General features: G+C 71.1%; 17 protein-coding genes, 1 pseudogene and 1 other annotated feature. Of the genes and pseudogenes, 13 read left to right on the top strand and 5 right to left on the bottom strand.

Annotation, left to right across the window (positions count from 1 at the left end; translation table 11 throughout):
- Positions 1 to 42: 42 nt before the first annotated feature.
- The 6 genes from GH723_RS19005 to GH723_RS03030 all read left to right on the top strand — a co-directional run bounded on the left by GH723_RS19005 (position 43) and on the right by GH723_RS03030 (position 3181).
- Positions 43 to 492 (top strand): Na+/H+ antiporter NhaA, encoded by a 450-nt coding sequence (locus GH723_RS19005; RefSeq protein ID WP_195210492.1) that lies wholly within the window; start codon positions 43 to 45, stop codon positions 490 to 492.
- A 190-nt stretch (positions 493 to 682) separates the two neighbouring features.
- The gene (locus GH723_RS03045; RefSeq protein ID WP_153758265.1) at positions 683 to 844 is read left to right on the top strand and encodes a hypothetical protein; all 162 of its coding nucleotides are present in this window, start codon (positions 683 to 685) and stop codon (positions 842 to 844) included.
- A gap of 59 nt (positions 845 to 903) precedes the next feature.
- Positions 904 to 1509: a DoxX family membrane protein gene (locus tag GH723_RS03040; RefSeq protein ID WP_153758264.1), complete on the top strand. Its 606-nt coding sequence runs from the start codon at positions 904 to 906 to the stop codon at positions 1507 to 1509.
- Positions 1510 to 1596: 87 nt separating this feature from the next.
- Positions 1597 to 1842 (top strand): YgaP family membrane protein, encoded by a 246-nt coding sequence (locus GH723_RS03035; protein ID WP_153758263.1) that lies wholly within the window; start codon positions 1597 to 1599, stop codon positions 1840 to 1842.
- Between the two features lie 8 nt (positions 1843 to 1850).
- Positions 1851 to 1985 carry a hypothetical protein gene (locus GH723_RS19000; protein ID WP_267471330.1) on the top strand — a complete coding sequence of 45 codons (135 nt, stop codon included), beginning with the start codon at positions 1851 to 1853 and terminating at the stop codon, positions 1983 to 1985.
- A gap of 758 nt (positions 1986 to 2743) precedes the next feature.
- Positions 2744 to 3181 (top strand): NAD(P)/FAD-dependent oxidoreductase, encoded by a 438-nt coding sequence (locus GH723_RS03030; protein WP_153758262.1) that lies wholly within the window; start codon positions 2744 to 2746, stop codon positions 3179 to 3181.
- Positions 3182 to 3258: 77 nt separating this feature from the next.
- Here the strand turns inward: GH723_RS03030 and GH723_RS03025 are convergent, their stop codons facing one another.
- A complete protein-coding gene (locus GH723_RS03025) occupies positions 3259 to 6075 on the bottom strand; it encodes a UPF0182 family membrane protein (RefSeq protein WP_195210491.1) in 2817 nt (938 codons plus the stop codon).
- A 120-nt stretch (positions 6076 to 6195) separates the two neighbouring features.
- On the opposite strand from GH723_RS03025, the gene GH723_RS03020 reads away from it, so the two are divergent.
- A protein-coding gene (locus tag GH723_RS03020) for an IS3 family transposase (RefSeq protein ID WP_229023000.1) occupies positions 6196 to 7454 on the top strand; the annotation gives its coding sequence in 2 pieces (ribosomal slippage) (positions 6196 to 6484 and positions 6484 to 7454; 1260 coding nt in all).
- Positions 6483 to 6611: a sequence feature (AL1L pseudoknot), on the top strand. Its footprint overlaps the gene before it by 129 nt.
- Before the next feature lie 42 nt (positions 7455 to 7496).
- On the opposite strand, the pseudogene GH723_RS19185 reads toward GH723_RS03020, so the two are convergent.
- A pseudogene (locus GH723_RS19185) lies at positions 7497 to 7607 on the bottom strand (methyltransferase family protein); the annotation flags it as partial.
- A gap of 256 nt (positions 7608 to 7863) precedes the next feature.
- Between GH723_RS19185 and GH723_RS03015 the strand changes: the two are divergent.
- From GH723_RS03015 to GH723_RS03005, 3 genes are all read left to right on the top strand, one after another.
- Positions 7864 to 8184: a hypothetical protein gene (locus GH723_RS03015; protein WP_153758260.1), complete on the top strand. Its 321-nt coding sequence runs from the start codon at positions 7864 to 7866 to the stop codon at positions 8182 to 8184.
- Between the two features lie 358 nt (positions 8185 to 8542).
- Entirely contained in the window at positions 8543 to 10894 is a 2352-nt protein-coding gene (locus tag GH723_RS03010; protein ID WP_195210490.1) for a lysylphosphatidylglycerol synthase domain-containing protein, read from the top strand.
- A gap of 1 nt (position 10895) precedes the next feature.
- On the top strand, positions 10896 to 12041 hold the full coding sequence (locus tag GH723_RS03005) for a lysylphosphatidylglycerol synthase domain-containing protein (RefSeq protein ID WP_153758258.1): 1146 nt from the start codon (positions 10896 to 10898) through the stop codon (positions 12039 to 12041).
- Between the two features lie 46 nt (positions 12042 to 12087).
- Here the strand turns inward: GH723_RS03005 and GH723_RS03000 are convergent, their stop codons facing one another.
- The 3 genes from GH723_RS03000 to GH723_RS02990 all read right to left on the bottom strand — a co-directional run bounded on the left by GH723_RS03000 (position 12088) and on the right by GH723_RS02990 (position 13689).
- A complete protein-coding gene (locus GH723_RS03000) occupies positions 12088 to 12615 on the bottom strand; it encodes a hypothetical protein (protein WP_153758257.1) in 528 nt (175 codons plus the stop codon).
- 178 nt (positions 12616 to 12793) lie between these two features.
- A complete protein-coding gene (locus tag GH723_RS02995; RefSeq protein ID WP_153758256.1) occupies positions 12794 to 13165 on the bottom strand; it encodes a hypothetical protein in 372 nt (123 codons plus the stop codon).
- Positions 13162 to 13689, bottom strand: coding sequence for a TlpA family protein disulfide reductase (locus GH723_RS02990; protein ID WP_195210489.1), 528 nt, complete (start codon positions 13687 to 13689; stop codon positions 13162 to 13164). Before GH723_RS02990 ends, GH723_RS02995 begins: the two co-directional genes overlap by 4 nt.
- 101 nt (positions 13690 to 13790) lie before the next feature.
- On the opposite strand from GH723_RS02990, the gene GH723_RS02985 reads away from it, so the two are divergent.
- The 3 genes from GH723_RS02985 (at position 13791) to GH723_RS02975 (ending at position 16472) form a co-directional block, all read left to right on the top strand.
- Entirely contained in the window at positions 13791 to 14696 is a 906-nt protein-coding gene (locus GH723_RS02985; protein WP_153758254.1) for a cytochrome c biogenesis CcdA family protein, read from the top strand.
- Positions 14697 to 14878: 182 nt separating this feature from the next.
- Positions 14879 to 15142: a hypothetical protein gene (locus GH723_RS02980; RefSeq protein ID WP_153758253.1), complete on the top strand. Its 264-nt coding sequence runs from the start codon at positions 14879 to 14881 to the stop codon at positions 15140 to 15142.
- Between the two features lie 94 nt (positions 15143 to 15236).
- Complete coding sequence (locus GH723_RS02975; protein ID WP_153758252.1) at positions 15237 to 16472, top strand: IS256 family transposase; 1236 nt, start codon at positions 15237 to 15239, stop codon at positions 16470 to 16472.
- The last annotated feature ends 872 nt before the right edge of the window (positions 16473 to 17344 follow it).

Raw genomic sequence — 17344 nt, 5'->3', positions numbered from 1 at the left:
GTGCAAGCAGCGCGAGAGACGGCTGCGCTGGCTCGCGACTCCGTGTCGGTCATCGAGTGGCTCGAACACTTCTTCCACCCGTGGACCACCTTCGTGATCGTCCCCCTGTTCGCCCTGGCCAACGCCGGTGTGCCCCTTGGCGCGGGCGCGATCGCCGACACCCTTTCCACGCGGACGGCCACGGGCATCTTCTTCGGCTTGGTCGTCGGCAAGCTGGTCGGGATCTCGGCCTTCGCCTGGATCGGCACCCGGATCGGCATCTGCAGGCTGCCCGACGGCGCCACCTGGCGGGGGCTGCTTGGCGTCGCCGCGCTGGGCGGCATCGGCTTCACCGTCTCCATCTTCATCACCGGCCTCGCCTTCGAGGGCACCACGCTCCAGGCACAGGCCACCGTCGCCATCCTCCTCGCCTCCCTGGCCGCCGCCACCATCGCAGCCTCCATCCTGCTCGCCACCACGACCAGCAGCGCCCAGGAACCCCAAGCGGGCTGAGCCCCTTTCGTGCCCGACCGCGGCGGGCAACTGGCGGCGACGCGCAGTCGCGACCGACCCGATCGTGTGATCAGGGTTCCACCACATGGCGAAGCCGTAGCTGCTCCGGATGGCTCGAACCCGCCCACGGCGCACCATGACCGTGTACGGGCCCGACTCGCGACGAGCCGGACCTCCGAGAGGAGACGACATGACATGCGCACCCGGTGGCTGCGGCTGCGGCCACGAGCACGACGGCCACCAGCACGGCGGCCACGACGACGACAGCCAGCACGACACCAGCCACGGCGCAGGCTGCTGCGGCGACCCGGCCGTGAACGCCGACAACCCCAAGCCCGCCGAGAAGGCGTGAGCCGCCGGCCGGTACGAACACCGGCCCCGACACACGACCCTCAGGAAGGAGAGGGAACCATGGCAACACCGACCACCACCCGCCCCACCCGCACCGAGCGGGCAAGCCCCACCCTTGGCCGTCACAACGGGCACCGGCCCCGCCCCACCGAGCCGTCGGCCTGGTTCGCCGGCCTGCGGATCGCCACCGGGTTCGTCTTCCTGTGGGCGTTCGTCGACAAGTTGTTCGGCCTCGGCTACTCGACGCCCTCGGAGCGGGCCTGGCTCAACGGGGGCTCCCCCACCAAGGGGTTCCTGGGCAGCATCGACGCCGGCCCGTTCGCCTCCACGTTCCGCTCGATGGCGGGCGACTGGTGGGTCGACTGGCTGTTCATGCTCGGCCTGCTCGGCATCGGTGCCGCGGTCGTGCTGGGCATCGGCCTGCGGCTGGCCGCGGTGAGCGGCACGCTGCTGCTGGCGCTCATGTGGATCGCCGAGTGGCACCCGGCCCGCTACACCGCCGCCGGTGAGGCGACCGGGTCGACCAACCCCCTCATCGACTACCACGTCATCTACGCGCTGGCCCTGATCGTCGTGGCCGTCACCGCCGCCGGCAACCGGTGGGGCCTGGGCCGGGCGTGGGCGCGGCTGCCCTTCGTCCGCCGCCACGCCACCGTCCTGTCTTGACCAACCCACGGGCGCTCCGTCCCGCCTCCGCCAGCGGGACCGGAGCGCCCACCAACGCCCCGGACCTCGAACCCGAGAAGGAGCACCATGAGCACGCAGCACGCACAGAACATCGGCAACGCCGAGCGGGTCGGCCGCATCGTCCTCGGCGCCGCGTTGGCCGTCCTCGGGATCGTCGTGGTGGTAGCCGGGCCCTCCCTGTGGGGTTGGGTCGGCGCGCTGCTCGCCCTCGGGGCCGGCATCGACCTGATCGTCACCGGCGCCCGCGGCTACTGCCCGCTGTACGCCCGCCTCGGCCACGTGCCGAGCTCACTGCAAGGCACGGCACGGTGAACGCACCCATGCACGACCACGACCGGCCCGCGCCGGCCGAAGCGGCCGGCGAGAGCGAGGGCCACGGTCACGGCGGCTGGGCGATGCTGCTGTGCTGCATCCCAATGATCCTCGCGGTGGTGTTCATCGTCATCGGCCGCTGAACTCGGGACGCCCGGGGAGGAGGGATCGTGCGAACCGTCGACGACTATGACGCCGTCATCATCGGTGCGAGCTTCGCCGGGCTGGCCGCCGCCACCCAGCTCCAAGGGGCCGGGCGGGTGCTGCTCGCCGACCGCCAGCCGCCCGGTGCAGGCGAGACCTCGGCGTGCGGCACGCTGCTGGCGGTGATCGCGCGGCTCGACGCCCTCGACGCCCTGGAGCAGATCCACCCCACCGTCGTGATCAACGCCGGCCGCCGGCGCATCGGCTTCCAGCCCGCCTACCCGTTCGCCACCTTCGACTACCGCACGATGTGCGACATCCTCGCCCGCCGCCTCACCGACATCGACGTGGCGGCCGCAGCCTTCGGCGGGCGTGACGACGACGGCTCCCTGCGAGTCGGCGACCGACGCGTGCGGGCCCCGGTGCTCATCGACGCGTCCGGGTGGCGGGCCGTCCTGGCCCGCACCTACGGCGCGCCGCCCCCCGATCCCGCGCACCGCAGCGTCGGCATGGAACTGCGGCACGGCCACGGCGGCTGCGACCTGGAGTTCTGGGCCCGTCCCGAGGAGTGCCCCGACGGGGTGTTCTGGGCGTTCCCGGCCGGCGGCCACGTCCGCGAGGGCGTCGCCTCCTACACCGGGAAGGGGACACGGCTGCGGTCCGCGCTCGCCGATTTCGTGCACGAACAGGAGCTCGCCGCCCGGGCGGTGCACGGCGGGGGTTCCCGTCCCGGCTGCGCGACCCGGTCGCCGGGCCCGTGTTCGTCGCCGGCGACGCCGCCGGGCAGTGCCTGGCGCTCACCGGCGAGGGGATCCGCCCCGCGCTGGTGTGGGGCCAGGAAGCGGGCCGCCAGGCAGCGCGGGTCGTGCGCGGCGAGGCAAGCCTCGACGCCGCCCTCGCCGCCTACCGCACCCAAGTGCTGGCCCACCGCTGGCAGTACCGCACGCTCGAGCGGATCCAGGCCGGCCTCCTGCGCGCGCCCCGCGCCGTGCTGCCCACGGCGGTGCGGATCTTCGCCCACGGCCCGATCGCCCGGGTTGCGCAGGCCTACTACTGGGACCTCGCCGACCCCGACCGCCTGCAGGTCGCCCCCGGCGTGTGGAGCGACGTGCACGTCACCGCCGAGCAGTGCGGGGCCGGCCCCGCCGCCACCGCGGTGGAGCAAGAACCCCTCCGCGGCAGCACGTCGCGGTGACCACCGCGTTCGTACTGTCGGGCGGCGACAGCCTGGGTGCCGAGCAGGTGCGGTTCGCCCCTTGACGAGTGGAGGACCTACGAGTCGCCGTCTTCCTGACCGACGTCCTCCTCGCCGGAGTCCCCTTGGCCCGCTTCTACCCGGCATGCCTCGTCGAAGAGCTGTCGCCCCTCCTCCAGCTTTCGGAGATACGCGACGGCGTCGCCGTCACGCAACGCGGCGTCGGCGTCGGCAAACGCTTGAGCGGCCTGCTCCAGAAGCCGCGCCGCTTCGTCGCTGACGCCGGTCCCGTCGACGGGCCCGCCGTCTCCCGGACCCTCCTCGAGGGTTTCGGGGGCATCGCCGAACACCGTCGCCAGCGCGCCCTGAAGGGTGTCGCTGATGGCGATCTGGTTGCCGAACGCGACGATGACCTTCTTCAGCTCCGGCACCGCGTTGGCCCCGGTGGCCTGGACGTAGAGGGGCCGGATGTAGACGAGGGACTGCTCGATCGGGATCACGAGCAGGTTGCCCTGGAGCACCTCGGAGCCCGCCCGACTGAGAAGCGTGATGAGCTGACTGACCTCGGGCTCCTGGTTCATTCGGGCGCTCACGATGGCCGGGCCGTCGACCTGCCGGTCCCGTGGCATCACGAACACCCGGAGACGGCCGTAGTTCTCGGGGTCGGACTTGGCGGTCATGAAGCCGGCCAGCTCGCGTCGGGTGTCGTCGTCCGAGAACGGGACGAAGGGCTGCAGGATCAGGAACTCGGTGGACCGCTCGTCGGGCAGCCGCATCTGCAGGTAGTAGGGGTCCATTCGCTCTCTTGCCGAACTGGTGGTGTCGTCGGTCGCCGCCGAGTCGGGAGCCGCAGCGACCGAGTCGGGATCCTGAGCGATGTTCCATCGGTCGGACTGCGAGTAGAACTCGTCGGCATCGCCGATGTGGTACCGGCCCCACATGTTCGTCTGGACCCGGAAGAGCTCCTCGGGGTACCGGAAGTGGGCCCGCAGCTCGTCCGGGACCTCGTCGCCGTCGGTGAACAGGCGCGGGAAGGCCTTGGCGTAAGCGGCGGCGATCGGATCGGCGTCGTCGACGATGTAGAAGGTCACGTCGCCGTCGTAGGCGTCGACCGCGACCTTGACCGAGTTACGGATGTAGTTGAAGTCGTGCTGGAGCCCACTGTCGGCGGGCAACCGCGACCTGTCCGCCTGCTGGGCGTACGGGTAGTAGGAGCTCGTCGTGTACGCGTCGATCAACCACGTGATCCGGCCGTCGACAACGACGGGGTAGGGATCGGCGTCGTAGTGGAGGAAGGGCGCGATGGCCTCGACCCGGTCCCGGATGTCGCGCATGTACAGGATGCGCGACTCCGACGTCATGAACCCGGAGATGAGCGGGTTGATGTCGCCGAAGCGGAGGGCGAACGCCAGTCGCCGCACGACCGAGCCGATGCCCACGCCGCCCTCGCCGTCGTAGCGGTTGGTGACGGCGGTGCCGTCTTCCTGGAGGTAGTCGATCTCGTCTCGACCGGTGTTGACGATGGCGTAGCCGCCGATCGACTCGCCGTGGTACAGCCGCGGCTCGGTGATCGCCGGCGCGCCTTGCGGAGGGATGTTCTTCACCAGGAAGTCGGGTTGGCCGTCGGAGGTCACGGCATTCGCCGGTGAGAGGACCGCGCCATAGCCGTGCGTGAACGCCAGGCGCCGGTTCTCCCAGGTGTCCGACGGCAGGCTGTCGGGGTTCAGCTCCCGTGCCGACAGCACGATCTGCGTCTGCTCACCGTCGACCAGGTAGCGGTCGATGTCGACGTCGGTGAAGCGGTAGAAGGTGCGCACCTCCTGGAGCCGCTGATACGTCTGGCGGAGGATCAGCGGGTCCCACAGGCGGACGTTGCGGATCGTCTCGGCGTTCTCCTGCAGCTCGCCGGCGGCAAGCTCCTCGTCATAGGCGAACGGGCTGACCTCGACGTCGTCGAGTCCCATCGCCACCCGCGTCGCCTCGATGTTGCGCTCGATGTACTTCGCTTCGCGGGTCGACTCCGCCGGCTCGACACGGAACCGCTGCAACAACACGGGATACACGGTCCCGACGACGAGCGCGACGAAGAACCACAGCCCGACGGCGATCACCGGGAGCACCCACCCTCGACGGCGGATGTTGAACACGAGCAGACCAGCCGCCACGACCGAGATCAGGATGAGGAGGTTGAACGCGGGAAGCTGGGCGGTGACATCGGTGTAGGAGGCGCCGTGGACCACTCCCCGCGTCGAACGGGTGAGGTCGTAGCGGTCGAGGACGTAGTTCCCCGCCTTCACCAACGCCACCGCGGCGAGGAGCAACGACAGATGAGCCTTCGCCCGCCCCGTCATAGTGACGCTCGGCAGCTCGGCGTCGGTCACCACCCGGATGCCGCCCCACAGGTAGTGCGCCGCCGCCGATGCAATGGTGACGACGATGAGCGCCCCGAACAGCCAGTTGGCAAGGAACGCCAGGAACGGGAGCCGGAAGACGTAGAACCCGACGTCAAGATTGAACAGGGGGTCCTCGGTGCCGAAGGGGACGTAGTTGCTGAACAGGATCCACTCGTTCCACGCGCCGATGCCGGCGATGCCGAACGGCAACGCCACCACCAACGCGATGCCCAGATGCACGAGCACCGGCCGGCGGTCGACGACCTCGCGCACCATCACGACCGGGTCATCAGGCTGGCCGGCGCCGTGAGTTCCGCGGCGGGCGAACACGAGGTTCGGGATGACAAGCACGCCGAACACCAAGGCCATGACGACGGCGAGCCCGACCTTGGTGCCAAGCACCTCCGTCCAGACAGGGCGCAGCCTCAATGAGCCGAACCACAGCCAGTCCGTGTAGAGGCCGGCGATCGCCCGTGCCGACACCACCAAGACCAGGAACACGACAACGACGATCCCCACCGCCATGCGGAGTCGTGGGCGACGCTGCCTCGGGTTCGGCGCAGCCGCCAGGTGAACCGCCCCGGGTCTGGTGACTGCTCCTTCTCTTGAGAGGATGGAGCGATGCCGTCACTTCCGAAGGGGCAGCGACACCCGGCTGAGCTGCGCGAGCGCGCGGTGCGCATGGTGTTCGAGCACACCCATGAGTATCCGTCGCAGTGGAAGGCGATCTGCTCGATCGCCGACAAGCTCGACCTCAACCGCGAGACCCTGCGCCAGTGGGTTCGCCGAGCCGAGGTCGACGACGGCCGCCGGCCCGGGATCACGACAGATGAGCGGGCCCGGATGAGAGAGCTCGAGCGTGAGAACAAGGAGCTGCGCCGGGCGAACGAGATCTTGAAGGCGGCGTCGGCTTTCTTCGGGGCGGAGCTCGACCGCCAGTCCAAGCGCTGATCGAGTTCATCGACGCGCACCGCCAACGGTTCGGGGTCGAGCCGATCTGCAGGGTGCTCAGCGAGCACGGCTGTGGGATCGCCCCGAACACCTACTGGGTCGCCAAGAAGCGACCGCCGTCGGCGAGAGCGACCCGCGACCGCGAGCTGACCGAGGAGATCGCCCGGGTGCACGCCGAGAACCTGTCGGTCTACGGGGCCGACAAGATCTGGGCCCAGCTCAACCGTGAGGGCACCCGGGTCGCGCGCTGCACCGTGGAGCGGTTGATGCGCGACATGGGTCTGTCGGGGGCTCGTCGAGGGCGTGCGTTCAAGATCACCACCCGGTCCGATGAGCGCCAGCGGCGACCCGATGATCTCGTCGACCGGAAGTTCAAGGCGCCGGCGCCGAACCGGCTCTGGGTGGCCGACATCACCTACGTGCGGACCTTCGACGGCTGGGTCTACGCCGCGTTCATCATCGACGTGTACTCCCGCATGATCGTCGGCTGGCAGATCTCCAAATCGCTGCGCACCGACCTCGCCCTCGACGCCCTCGAGATGGCCGTCTGGAACCGCACCCGCGACGGCCGCTCCCTCGACGGACTGACCCACCACAGCGACAGGGGCGTGCAATACCTCGCGGTGCGCTACTCCGAACGGCTCGCCGAGAACGACATCGTCGCCTCGGTCGGTTCCAAGGGCGACAGCTACGACAACGCCCTGGCCGAGAGCTTCAACAGCCTCTTCAAGTGGGAGCTCATCTACCCCCAAGGCCCATGGCGCGGCCTCGACGACGTCGAGTTCGCCACCCTCGCCTACATCGACTGGTTCAACCACCGCCGCCTCCACGGCGAGATCACCACCGACAACACCTACCTCACCCCCGCCGAGTTCGAAGCGACCTACTACCGTCAGACCACCCCGGCCCCAGAGCCGGTCACCCAATGACCCGAGCAGTCACGAAACCCGGGGCGGTTCATACATCTAGGCGAACAGGGCGACGATGAACGCGGTGAAGCCCCCCATCGCCTTCCAGTCACGGTGGTTCCCCGGCCGGAAGAAGCTGAGGGCGAAGACGACGAAAGTCGCCGAGTTGACGATGACGGGGGCCCAGAGCCATTAGCCGTAGTCCATGTCGGTCTCCTCCTGCGCGTGCGGTGTCAGTCTCGACCGTATGGACCGGGGCGGCGACAGCGATCGGTGACCACCGCTGATTCCGATTACGGGGTTGCCGCCGCGAGCACACCGCGTAGTCGCCCGCACGCCCGACCCGTACTGAGCCCGGACGCCCGGCAGCGCGTTCGAGGCGACGATGGGGCGAGGCGACGGGATCGTCGCGTGGACAAGGAGGTGGGAGATGACCCGAGCCTGGAAGACGGCTATCGGCGTGACGGTCGTTGTGTTCGTCGCGGTGCTGGCCTTGGTGATGGCCGCGAACGGCGACGACGACAACCCGTCGCAGCCGGCCAGCCGGATCACGGAGATGGAGCAGTCCGGCGAGATGAGCCAGATCTGGGAGCAGCACCGGCAGATGCTCGAGCGAATGCAGGAGGACGCCTCCCCGGCGATGCTCGCGATCATGAACAACGACCCGATGTGGCAGATGATGCGTACGCCCGAATGGGCGCGGATGGACGAGCAGCACCAGGAAGACATCGACCGGATGCTGGGCGAGTAGGGGGCACCCCGGTGACGCGACCAGTCGCATCCCCATCCCGAGGAGCCCACTCCGCTGAACTTGCCACCCGCCCGCCGCCGCGGCGGTGGTGGAAGCGGCCATCGCGGCGAGCTGCACCGGCTGGTCGAGCGCTCCTCGAGGAGACCGGGGACGGCGCTGCCATATGCGAGCCGATCGCTATCGAGACCCCCGCGGACCGTCCGGGCCACGCCCGTCCCCACGTGCTTGCGGACGCCCGAGCACTGCGGGCTCGGGAGGCGGCACCGACGCGCAGCCGAGTCGCAGAGGGGATCCTGGTGCCATGACACGAGGCTCGGCTGCGACCGTCGACGCACCCGCCCAAGGCGCGAACGCACTGATGGAAACGAAGCGCCGGACCCGCCGCCCACGGCCGGCCCGGTACCGCCACCCCGGCGACATCTTCCGGGTGGTCACGGGTCTCGCGGTGTTGGCAGGGCTGTCGGTTCTCGCCGCCGGCGGCGTCCTGACCCGGCCCGAGCGGACGATGTTCCGGCTCCTGAACGACCTCCCGGGATGGCTCGACGGGCCGATGCGCGTCGTGACGCAGGCCGGCTGGGTCGGGGCCGTGCCGATCGCCGGGGCGGTCGCGGTGCTGGCGAGGCGCCGGCGGCTGGCGATCGACCTGGGCCTCGCGGGCGGAGCAGCGTGGGTGCTCGCCAAGATGGTCAAGGATGTCGCACACCGCGGCCGGCCGGGCGTGCTGCTCGAGGAGGTGATCCTCCGGGGCGTCCCCGCCACCGGGCACGGCTTCGTCTCCGGACATGCCGCGGTGGCCGCCGCGCTCGCCACGGTCGCGTCAAGCGAGGTGAGCCGCCGGACCCGCCGAGCGCTGTGGGCGCTGGTGTGGGCCGTCGCCGGGGCGCGCGTCTACTCGGGCGCTCACCTCCCGCTCGACGTGCTCGGTGGCGCCGCCCTCGGCTGGGCGCTCGGTGCCGGCGTGCACCTCGTGCGCGGGACGCCCGGCCACGCCCCGCCGGTCGCCACCGTCCTCGCCGGGCTCACCCGGTCCGGCCTCGACGTCCAGGCCCTGCGCCCCCTGCACGCCGACGCGCGGGGGTCGGTGCCGTTCGTCGGCGACGCCGCTGGGGGCGGCGTGTTCGTCAAGGCCGTTGGGCGAGACCAGCGCGACGCCGACCTGCTCTTCCGCATCGGACGGTGGCTCGCCTTCCGAGAGGTCGGCGACGAGGCGCCGCTGGCGACCGCCAAGCAGCAGATCGAGCACGAGGCCTACCTGCTCCTCGCCGCCGCCCGCGCCGGCGCACGGGTCCCGGACCTCCTCACCACCGCCGAGGCCGACGACGGCATCTGGCTGCTCGCCGAGCGTCGCGTGGCGGGCACCGACGCGTCGCAGGCACCGACGCTCGGCAACGACGTGCTGACCGACATCTGGCGCCAACTGGTGGCGCTGCGAACGGCCCGCATCGCCCATCGCGATCTCCGCCTCGCCAACGTTCTGATCGGCACAGGCGGCGAGGCGTGGTTGGTCGACTTCGGGTTCGCCCAGGCCGGCGCCAGCGACGACCAGCTGGCCCGCGATGTCGCCGAGCTGCTCGCCTCCACCGCGACCGCTGTGGGTGCCGGCCTGGCCGTCGCCGCGGCTTCCGCCGCGGTCGGGCCCGACGCGCTGCGGGAGGCGGCGCCGCTGCTGCAGCCGCTCGCCCTGTCCACCGCCACCCGCCGCCAGCTCGCCGCCCAACCGGGCGCCCTCGAGAGACTGCGCGATGCGATGGCCACCGCCGGCGCACCGGTCGACCCGCGCCGCCTGCTCCGGGTCCGGCTCCGCCCTTCGATGCTCGTCGCCGTCGCCGCCGGCGGCTACGCCACCCATCACCTGCTGATCGGCGCCGCCGGCGCGTCCAGCGTGGCGTCGCTGCTGGCCGACGGCCGCTGGCGCTGGGTGGCCGCCGCCACCGCGGGGGGCCTCCTCCCATTCCTGTTCGCCGCGATCGCTCTGGCCGCCGCTGCGGGGCGGCGACTCGCGCTGGGCAGGACCGTCGCCAGCCAACTCGCCTCGACCCTGGCATCCCGCGGCTCGGCGAGCAGCCACGCCGGCGCCGAGGTGAGCGCGGCATACCTGTGCGCCGCCGGCATGCCTGCCCGCGAGGCCGAGGACGCGGTCGACCTAACCAGGGCCGCCGGTTTCGCCGTGCACACCATCGCCCTCGTCGCCGCCGGTGGACTGGCCCTCGCCGAAGGGATCCGCGTCGCCGAACCCCCGCGGCCCGCCGCGCTGGTTGTCGCCGCGCTCGTTGTCGCCCTCGCGGCCGGCGCGCTCGGATGGCTCCCGGCGAGCCGCCGGGCGCTGGCGCGTGCCGCCGTGCGACGGCTCCGGCTGCTCCGGCGCCTGCGCACGGACGGACAGAGCGCTCGCCTGCTTCTCGCGCAGGTCGCCCTGACGGCGTCGCTGGCCCTGTCGTTGCTGGCCGCCCTGCGGGCGGTGTCGGTGTCGGTCCCCATTGCTGCGGCCGTGACCCTCTACCTGGCGTCGTCGGCGCTCGCCGCGAGCGGGCCACTGCCCGGCGGCCTCGGCGTCGTCGAACCGGCGCTCGCCGCCGGGCTGATGGTGCTCGGCGTGCCCGCCGCGCCGGCGGTCGCCGCCGTGATCGTGTTCCGCGCCGTCACCTACTGGGTGCCGCTGGTGCCGGCAGCGTTGGCGTACCGGCGCCTCCGCCGGCAGGGTTGCTGCTGACATGGACGTCGTCACCGGCGAGGTCGACACGATCCCGCGCCGGGCGCCGCTGTCCACGCGGGCGCTCCGCGCCGCGGTCGCCGTCGCGGTCGCCGTGGCTGTCTTCGGGTTCGCTCTGCCCCGGTTCGCGTCGGCGGCGGACGTGTGGCACGCCCTTGGCCACGTGGGCTGGCGGGGCGCGGCGCTGCTGGCGGTCGCGGCAGGCTGGAACCTGGTCACCTACTGGCTGGTGTGGATGGCGGCGGTGCCCGGCCTCGGTCTGCGGCGGGCTGCGTTGGTGTCGCAGGCGCCGACCGCTGTCGCCAACACCGTCCCAGCCGGCAGCTACGTGGCGGTGGCGCTCACCTACTCGATGCTGCGCTCCTGGGGACAGCGCCGGTCCGCAGCGACGTTGGCGATGGTCGTGACCGGCATCTGGAACAACTTCGCCAAGCTCGCCCTGCCGACTGTCGCGCTCGCCGCGCTGACGATCGGCGACGACGTCGACTTCCCACGGGTGGTCGGTGCGGCCGTCGGTCTCGGCGGGCTGGTCGCCGCGGTCGGGGTCTTCGCCGCTGCGATGCGCACCGATGCAGCGGCCTCACGAGTGGCGCTGATCGCCGCCACGGCCGCCACGCCCGCCCTGCGCCTCGTCCGCCGGCCCGCGCCGAGCGGATGGGACGTTGCCTTGCGCCGCTTCCGCACTCACGCCGGCGCGCTGCTGGCTGCCCGGTGGCACCTGCTCACGGCCGCGACAGCGGTCGGCCAACTGTCGCTGTTCCTCGTGCTCCTCACCTCGCTGCGCACGGCCGGCGTCTCGGCGGAGGAGATCGGTTCGGCCGAAGCGCTCGCCGTGTTCGCGTTCGCCCGGCTCGCCACGGCCGTGCCGTTCAGCCCCGGTGGCCTCGGTGTCGTCGAACTCGCTCTCACCACCGGACTTGTGGCGGCGGGCGGCGGCCGAGCCGCCGTCGTCGCCGCGGTCCTCGTGTACCGCGCACTCACCTACCTGCTCCAGATCCCCCTCGGCGGGCTGGCCTACGTCCTGTGGCGCCGCACCATGCGGCGGGCCGGGGCTCGTCCCACGGACTGGGAAGGGGCCGCCGTCTCCGCGGCGCGCGGGATCGGCAACTCCACGGGTGCGGCGCCGAGCGCCACCGGCTCGTCCTAGCTAGCTAAGCTAGTGGGCGAGGTCGAGGGGCTCGCCCTCGAGCAGCTCATCTGGTCCACCGGTGGCTCCTGTGATGGGCGCGTCCGGCGTCATCGGGCGTGTCCGTCCGGACGGGCGTTACCGCGTCCGTGGCTGCTGGCGCGGCCGCCCCGCCGCCGCGGGGCATGGCGAGCATGGCGGCAATGAGCACGATCCACGGCCAGTTGGCGGCAATGACCCCCCGACGGTCCTCGTGGCGATTGCGCACCGGACGCTGCGCGAGCTCACTGTGGAGCTCCTCGAACGGGATCACGGCTGCTGGCAGGTTCGGGCGCTGGCCCAGGCCGCCGCCCTCGGCCGTGTGCTCGCTGAGGCGCCGCCCGATCTCGTGGTCATCGACGCAGCGGACTTCCCGCGCTGCTGCCGCGACGTTCTCGACGGCTTCCCGCCCGAACGTGTCGTCGTCGTCGGTCCCGAACCGGACGCCGCCTACGAGCGAGCCGCCCGCCGGGCCGGCTCCGGCGCCTGGCTCGCCCGCGATCGCGTGGCGGAAGACCTCAGTGCCGGCATGCGCGCCGCCCTCGGCTGCACCCACGGACGGTGCCCGACCCAGGACCCGCACGAGGTCGCCGGACCTCGACAAGACGCCGTCTCCGCACCAGCACCGCGCCGGTGAGGGTGGCTGCGGACATCAGCCATCCGACCGGCAGCATCGTCGCCTGCAGACCGGGGGGGGGCGCAGCCCCACCGGTGCTAGTGGACCCAGGCAACCATCACGAAAGACGCACGTCGCTTCGTAGGCGGCATATCCGACCAACGCGAGCGGTGCCAGCGCAGCCAGACGCTGCATCGGTGACGTCCCGGTCCGAAACGCCTGCCAGGCGACCACGCCTGCGGCCCCGACGGCGCCGGGCCAGAACTCCACGCCACTGCGGATCACCAAACATGTCCGACAGGCTCCCGATCGAGCTGGGGTCGTCCAGGGCGAGGGTCACCAGCCGACCCACTGCCAGGCCGGCGAGCAGCGGGGCGGTCACGTCGTCCAGGAAGCTGGAGCTCCCGTCGCCGTACGCCCAGAGGGTCGCAAGCAGGGCCGGCGCACCGACGGCCGCGATCACCGACACGACGAGGCCGAAGTCGATCACCGGAGCGCATCCTCGACCAGCCCAGCGAGTCGCTGCTCCGAGATGCCGCCGTCCACGCGGGCGCGAAGTCGCCCATCGGTTCCGAACACGTAGGTCGTCGGGTACGCCGTGAGCCCGAGGGCGACGCGGACCTGACCGGACTCGTCGAAGACGTTGGGGTACGTGATGCCCAGATCGTCGAGGAAGCGTCGGGCTTCGCCGGGATCGTCCTTTGACGCAACGCCGAGGATCGCCACGTCGGAGCCGTACGACCGAGCGGCGTCGTCGAGCAGGGGCATCTCGGTGCGACACGGAGCACACCACGACGCCCAGATGTTCACCACCACCGGCCGACCCCGTTCTCCGACGAGCATCCCTTCGAACAGATCGAGCGACACCGCAGGCAGCTCCCCTGGATCGGGCAGTGCCACGGGCTCACCCGAAGCGACGAAGTCGGGAAGGGCCGGCTGTCGCAGGGCCGTCCACCCCGCCCACGCAGCGGCCAGCGTCACCACGACGGCCACCGCGATCCGTCGCGTCGTCATCGTGCGGAGGCTCGGTGCGGCGGGGGCCATCTGGCGATTGTGGCCTACCCTGACCCCGTGTACTACATCGCGTCGTTTCTCGGTGGCGGAGAGACCTGACGGTGGCCCCCGTCGTGGCGCTGGCGTTCACGGCCGGGATGGTCGCCACCTTCAACCCGTGCGGGTTCTCGCTGCTTCCCGCCTACCTCGGCGCCTTCGTGGCCGGGGACGCGCAGGACCGGCGCCCCGACCAGCGGGTGGCGAGGGCCGTCGGCGTGGCCGCAGCGGTGTCGGTCGGCTTCGTCGGCGTCTTCACCACCGTCGGCCTGGTCATCGACCAGCTCGCAGGCCCCACCCGCCAGCGGCTCCCCTGGGTGAGCATCGCTGCCGGTGCAGCGCTCGCCGTCGCCGGCCTGCTCATGGTCCTCGGCTGGAAGCCCGCGATCGCAGTCCGGAACCTGGACCTGGCCTCGGGGCGACGGGGAGCCGCAGCCATGGTCGGCTACGGCGCCACGTTCGCCATCGCATCGCTGTCGTGCACGATCGGCCCGTTCCTCGCCGTCACCGGCGTTGCGCTGACCCAGTCGACGGCGCAGGGTGTGGTCACCTACGCCGCCTACGCCGCGGGGATGGGCACGATCATCCTCGCTATCAGCGTCCTCGCCGCCGTCGCGCACAGCTCGGTGGTGCGGGCGATGGGCGGCCTGACTCGCCTCATGCCCCGTGTAGGCGGTGGCCTGATGATCGTCGCTGGAGCGTACGCCGCCTGGTACGGCAGGTGGGAGCTCGGCGTCTACGGCGGGGACCTCCGCGGCGACCCGATCATCGACACCGTCGAGGATCTCCGTCTGCGCATCGTCGAGAACGTGCAGCGCCTCGGCGCCGGCCGCATCGCGCTCGCAGTGCTCGCCGTCACCGGCGTCGCCCTCGTGGCTGTCCGGTTGCGCTCCTCGGCGCATGACCGAGGAGCGCTTCCTGCACTGTCGATCCAGGATGCCGGAGATGGGGACCAGCGGGCCGGCTCGTGACCTCGCCGCAGGCGCGCCGGGGAACCCGCTGCCCGTCGGCGGCGATCCGCTGCCGGGCGTCGTCGCCGGAGTCGGTCTCCCGGGTAGCGACAGCATCCGCTGCTAGCCGGTCTGCCACCCGGCACACGGACGATGACGGTCATGACCGGGAACCAGAACCGACCGAGCAACGTCCAAGCATCATGAAGGTCCTCGTGGGTGCCTGGTTGCTCAGTGTCGCCGGTCTCCTCGGTGCGTGCGCCAACACGGCTGACGAGCCCGACGAGGCAGCGCCTGCGGCAGAACTGACTGACGCTTCCGACAATGCGAGTGAGGAACCCGCGGCAGACGAAGCCGTCGGCGCCAGTAGCCTCTGCGTCAGCGAGTACACCCCCGAGACGTTGCGGGAACGAGCGTTCGCGTTCGACGGCACCGTCGTTGACGTGGGCAGCGTTGGCGTCCCGTGAGGTGGTGGAAGTAGCAGAGGTCCCCCTGATGGGGTGGGCCATCGCGTGATCCTTGGTGAGACCTGCGAAAGCACTCACTGGAAGGAACCACGCGATGACCCATGACGATGATGCCCGCGTTGCTGACCTGTTGGCGCGCTTGGGCGACGGTGACAGCAAGGAGCTGTTCCGTCGGCTTCTCGAGGCGGGGATGCAGGAGCTGATCGACGCCGAGCTCACTGCGGCGATCGGGGCGGCGCCGCACGAGCGAACCGACTCCCGTACCAACCAGCGCAACGGCTCTCGGTCCCGGCTGTTGTCCACTCCTGCGGGCGATGTGGAGCTGCGGATCCCCAAGGTGCGGGTCGGGTCGTTCTTCCCGTCGCTGTTGGAGCCCCGCCGGCGGGTCGACAAGGCCCTGTGGGGCGTGATCATGACCGCGTACACGACCGGGACCTCGACCCGGAAGGTCGATGATCTGGTCCAGGCGCTGGGGTGTGAGTCGGGTGTGTCGAAGTCGACGGTGTCGCGGATCTGCGCGGGCATCGACGAAGAGGTCGCCGTGTTCCGGGCCCGGACGCTCGATCACGTCGAGTTCCCCTACTTGTATCTGGACGCCACCTACATCAAGGCCCGCATCAACCACCGGATCGTCTCGAGGGCTGTCGTGGTGGCCACCGGTGTCACCGCGAACGGCGACCGCGAGGTGCTCGGCGTGGATGTCGGCGACAGCGAGGACGAGGTGTTCTGGACCGCGTTCCTCCGGGGTCTCAAGGACCGGCGCCTCGCCGGTGTGCGCCTGGTGATCTCCGACGCGCACGCCGGGCTGAAGGCCTCGATCCCACGCGTGCTCGCCGGCGCCTCGTGGCAGCGCTGCAAGGTGCACCTGATGCGCAACATCTTGGGCACCGTGCCCTCCGCGTCGAAGGACATGGTCGCCGCAACCGTCCGCACGATCTTCGCCCAGCCCTCCGCCGAGGCGTGCCGGTCCCAGCTCCATGAGGTCGTCGGGATCCTCGAAGGCCAGTTCCCCAAGGCCGCCGCGATCTTGGCCGACGCCGAGGTCGACGTGTTGGCCCACACCGGCTTCCCCCGAGCGCACTGGCGCAAGATCGCATCCACGAACCCGCTCGAGCGGATCAACAAGGAGATCAAGCGCCGCAGCAACGTGGTCGGGATCTTCCCCGACGACGCCTCGGCCATCCGCCTCGTCGGCGCCGTCCTGCTCGACCAACACGACGACTGGGCCATCTCCGAACGCCGCTACCTCAGCGAAGAATCCATGGCCCAGATCGACACCCCCACCGAGGAGATGACCACCACCACGACCGCCGCGCTGCCAGCCGCGTAACCTCAGCTGGCCAAGCCAAGGATCACAGACCTACTTCCACCACTCCATGGGGCACGGCCTGGGCAGCCGCATCGACCCGCTTGCACCGGATGACGACATCGTCACCGGAGATGTCCGCTTCGAGGTGCACGAGTGGTTCGCCGGCGGTACCGACGAAACCGTGACCGTCTGGATGCAGCGACCGGTCGAGGAGGGAGACCGCTTGCTCGTCGCAGGCGAGCCGCGATGGGGGGGGTGCTCCACTCGACGACGCCATCGCCTGGGAATGCGGATTCACTTCCGGCTACTCGGACGACCTGCGCCAGCACTGGTCGGCAGCATTCGCGGGCGGGGACGCCGCCAGTGCCTCGCCGCCCGGCGACGCTGGTGATGTCCGTGCCGCGTCGGCGACTACCCGCGGGATGTGAGGGAGGCGTGCGAGCCCGGGTGGTCCGCCAGTGGGACGGCGTACCCGTCGCGGCGTTCACGGACCCGCGGACGACGAACTGGTAACGACATGCCGGTCGAGTCACCTTGAGCGTCTGACTTCCAGATCAGGCGCTCAACGACGTCGAACCGCGACGGGCGGGGTCGTCGCGATGTCTCCGGGTGGTGTCGGCGGATGGGGACCGGGTTGCCCTCGGCATCGAAGTCGTCTGGCGGGCGGACCATGAGCCGAGCGAGTTGCCCGCCGAACTGGTGGCTACGGGCTTGGAGTCGTGTCCAGCCGTCGTGGGCGCTGCCGTCGCAGCGTTGGGCCAGCTTGTCGGGTGCCGCGCAGGCCTGCCAGTAGGTCCTGACCCACATCTGCGGCCGGAGCTCATCAGCGGCGGGCGCCGCATCCGAGCTGGACGGGTCGTCGCCGGGAACACTCGGCTTCAGGCCGGGTGGTC

The organism is Actinomarinicola tropica (genome assembly GCF_009650215.1).
GTDB lineage: Bacteria > Actinomycetota > Acidimicrobiia > Acidimicrobiales > SKKL01 > Actinomarinicola > Actinomarinicola tropica.
This window is presented reverse-complemented; position numbering and strand designations above follow the sequence as displayed.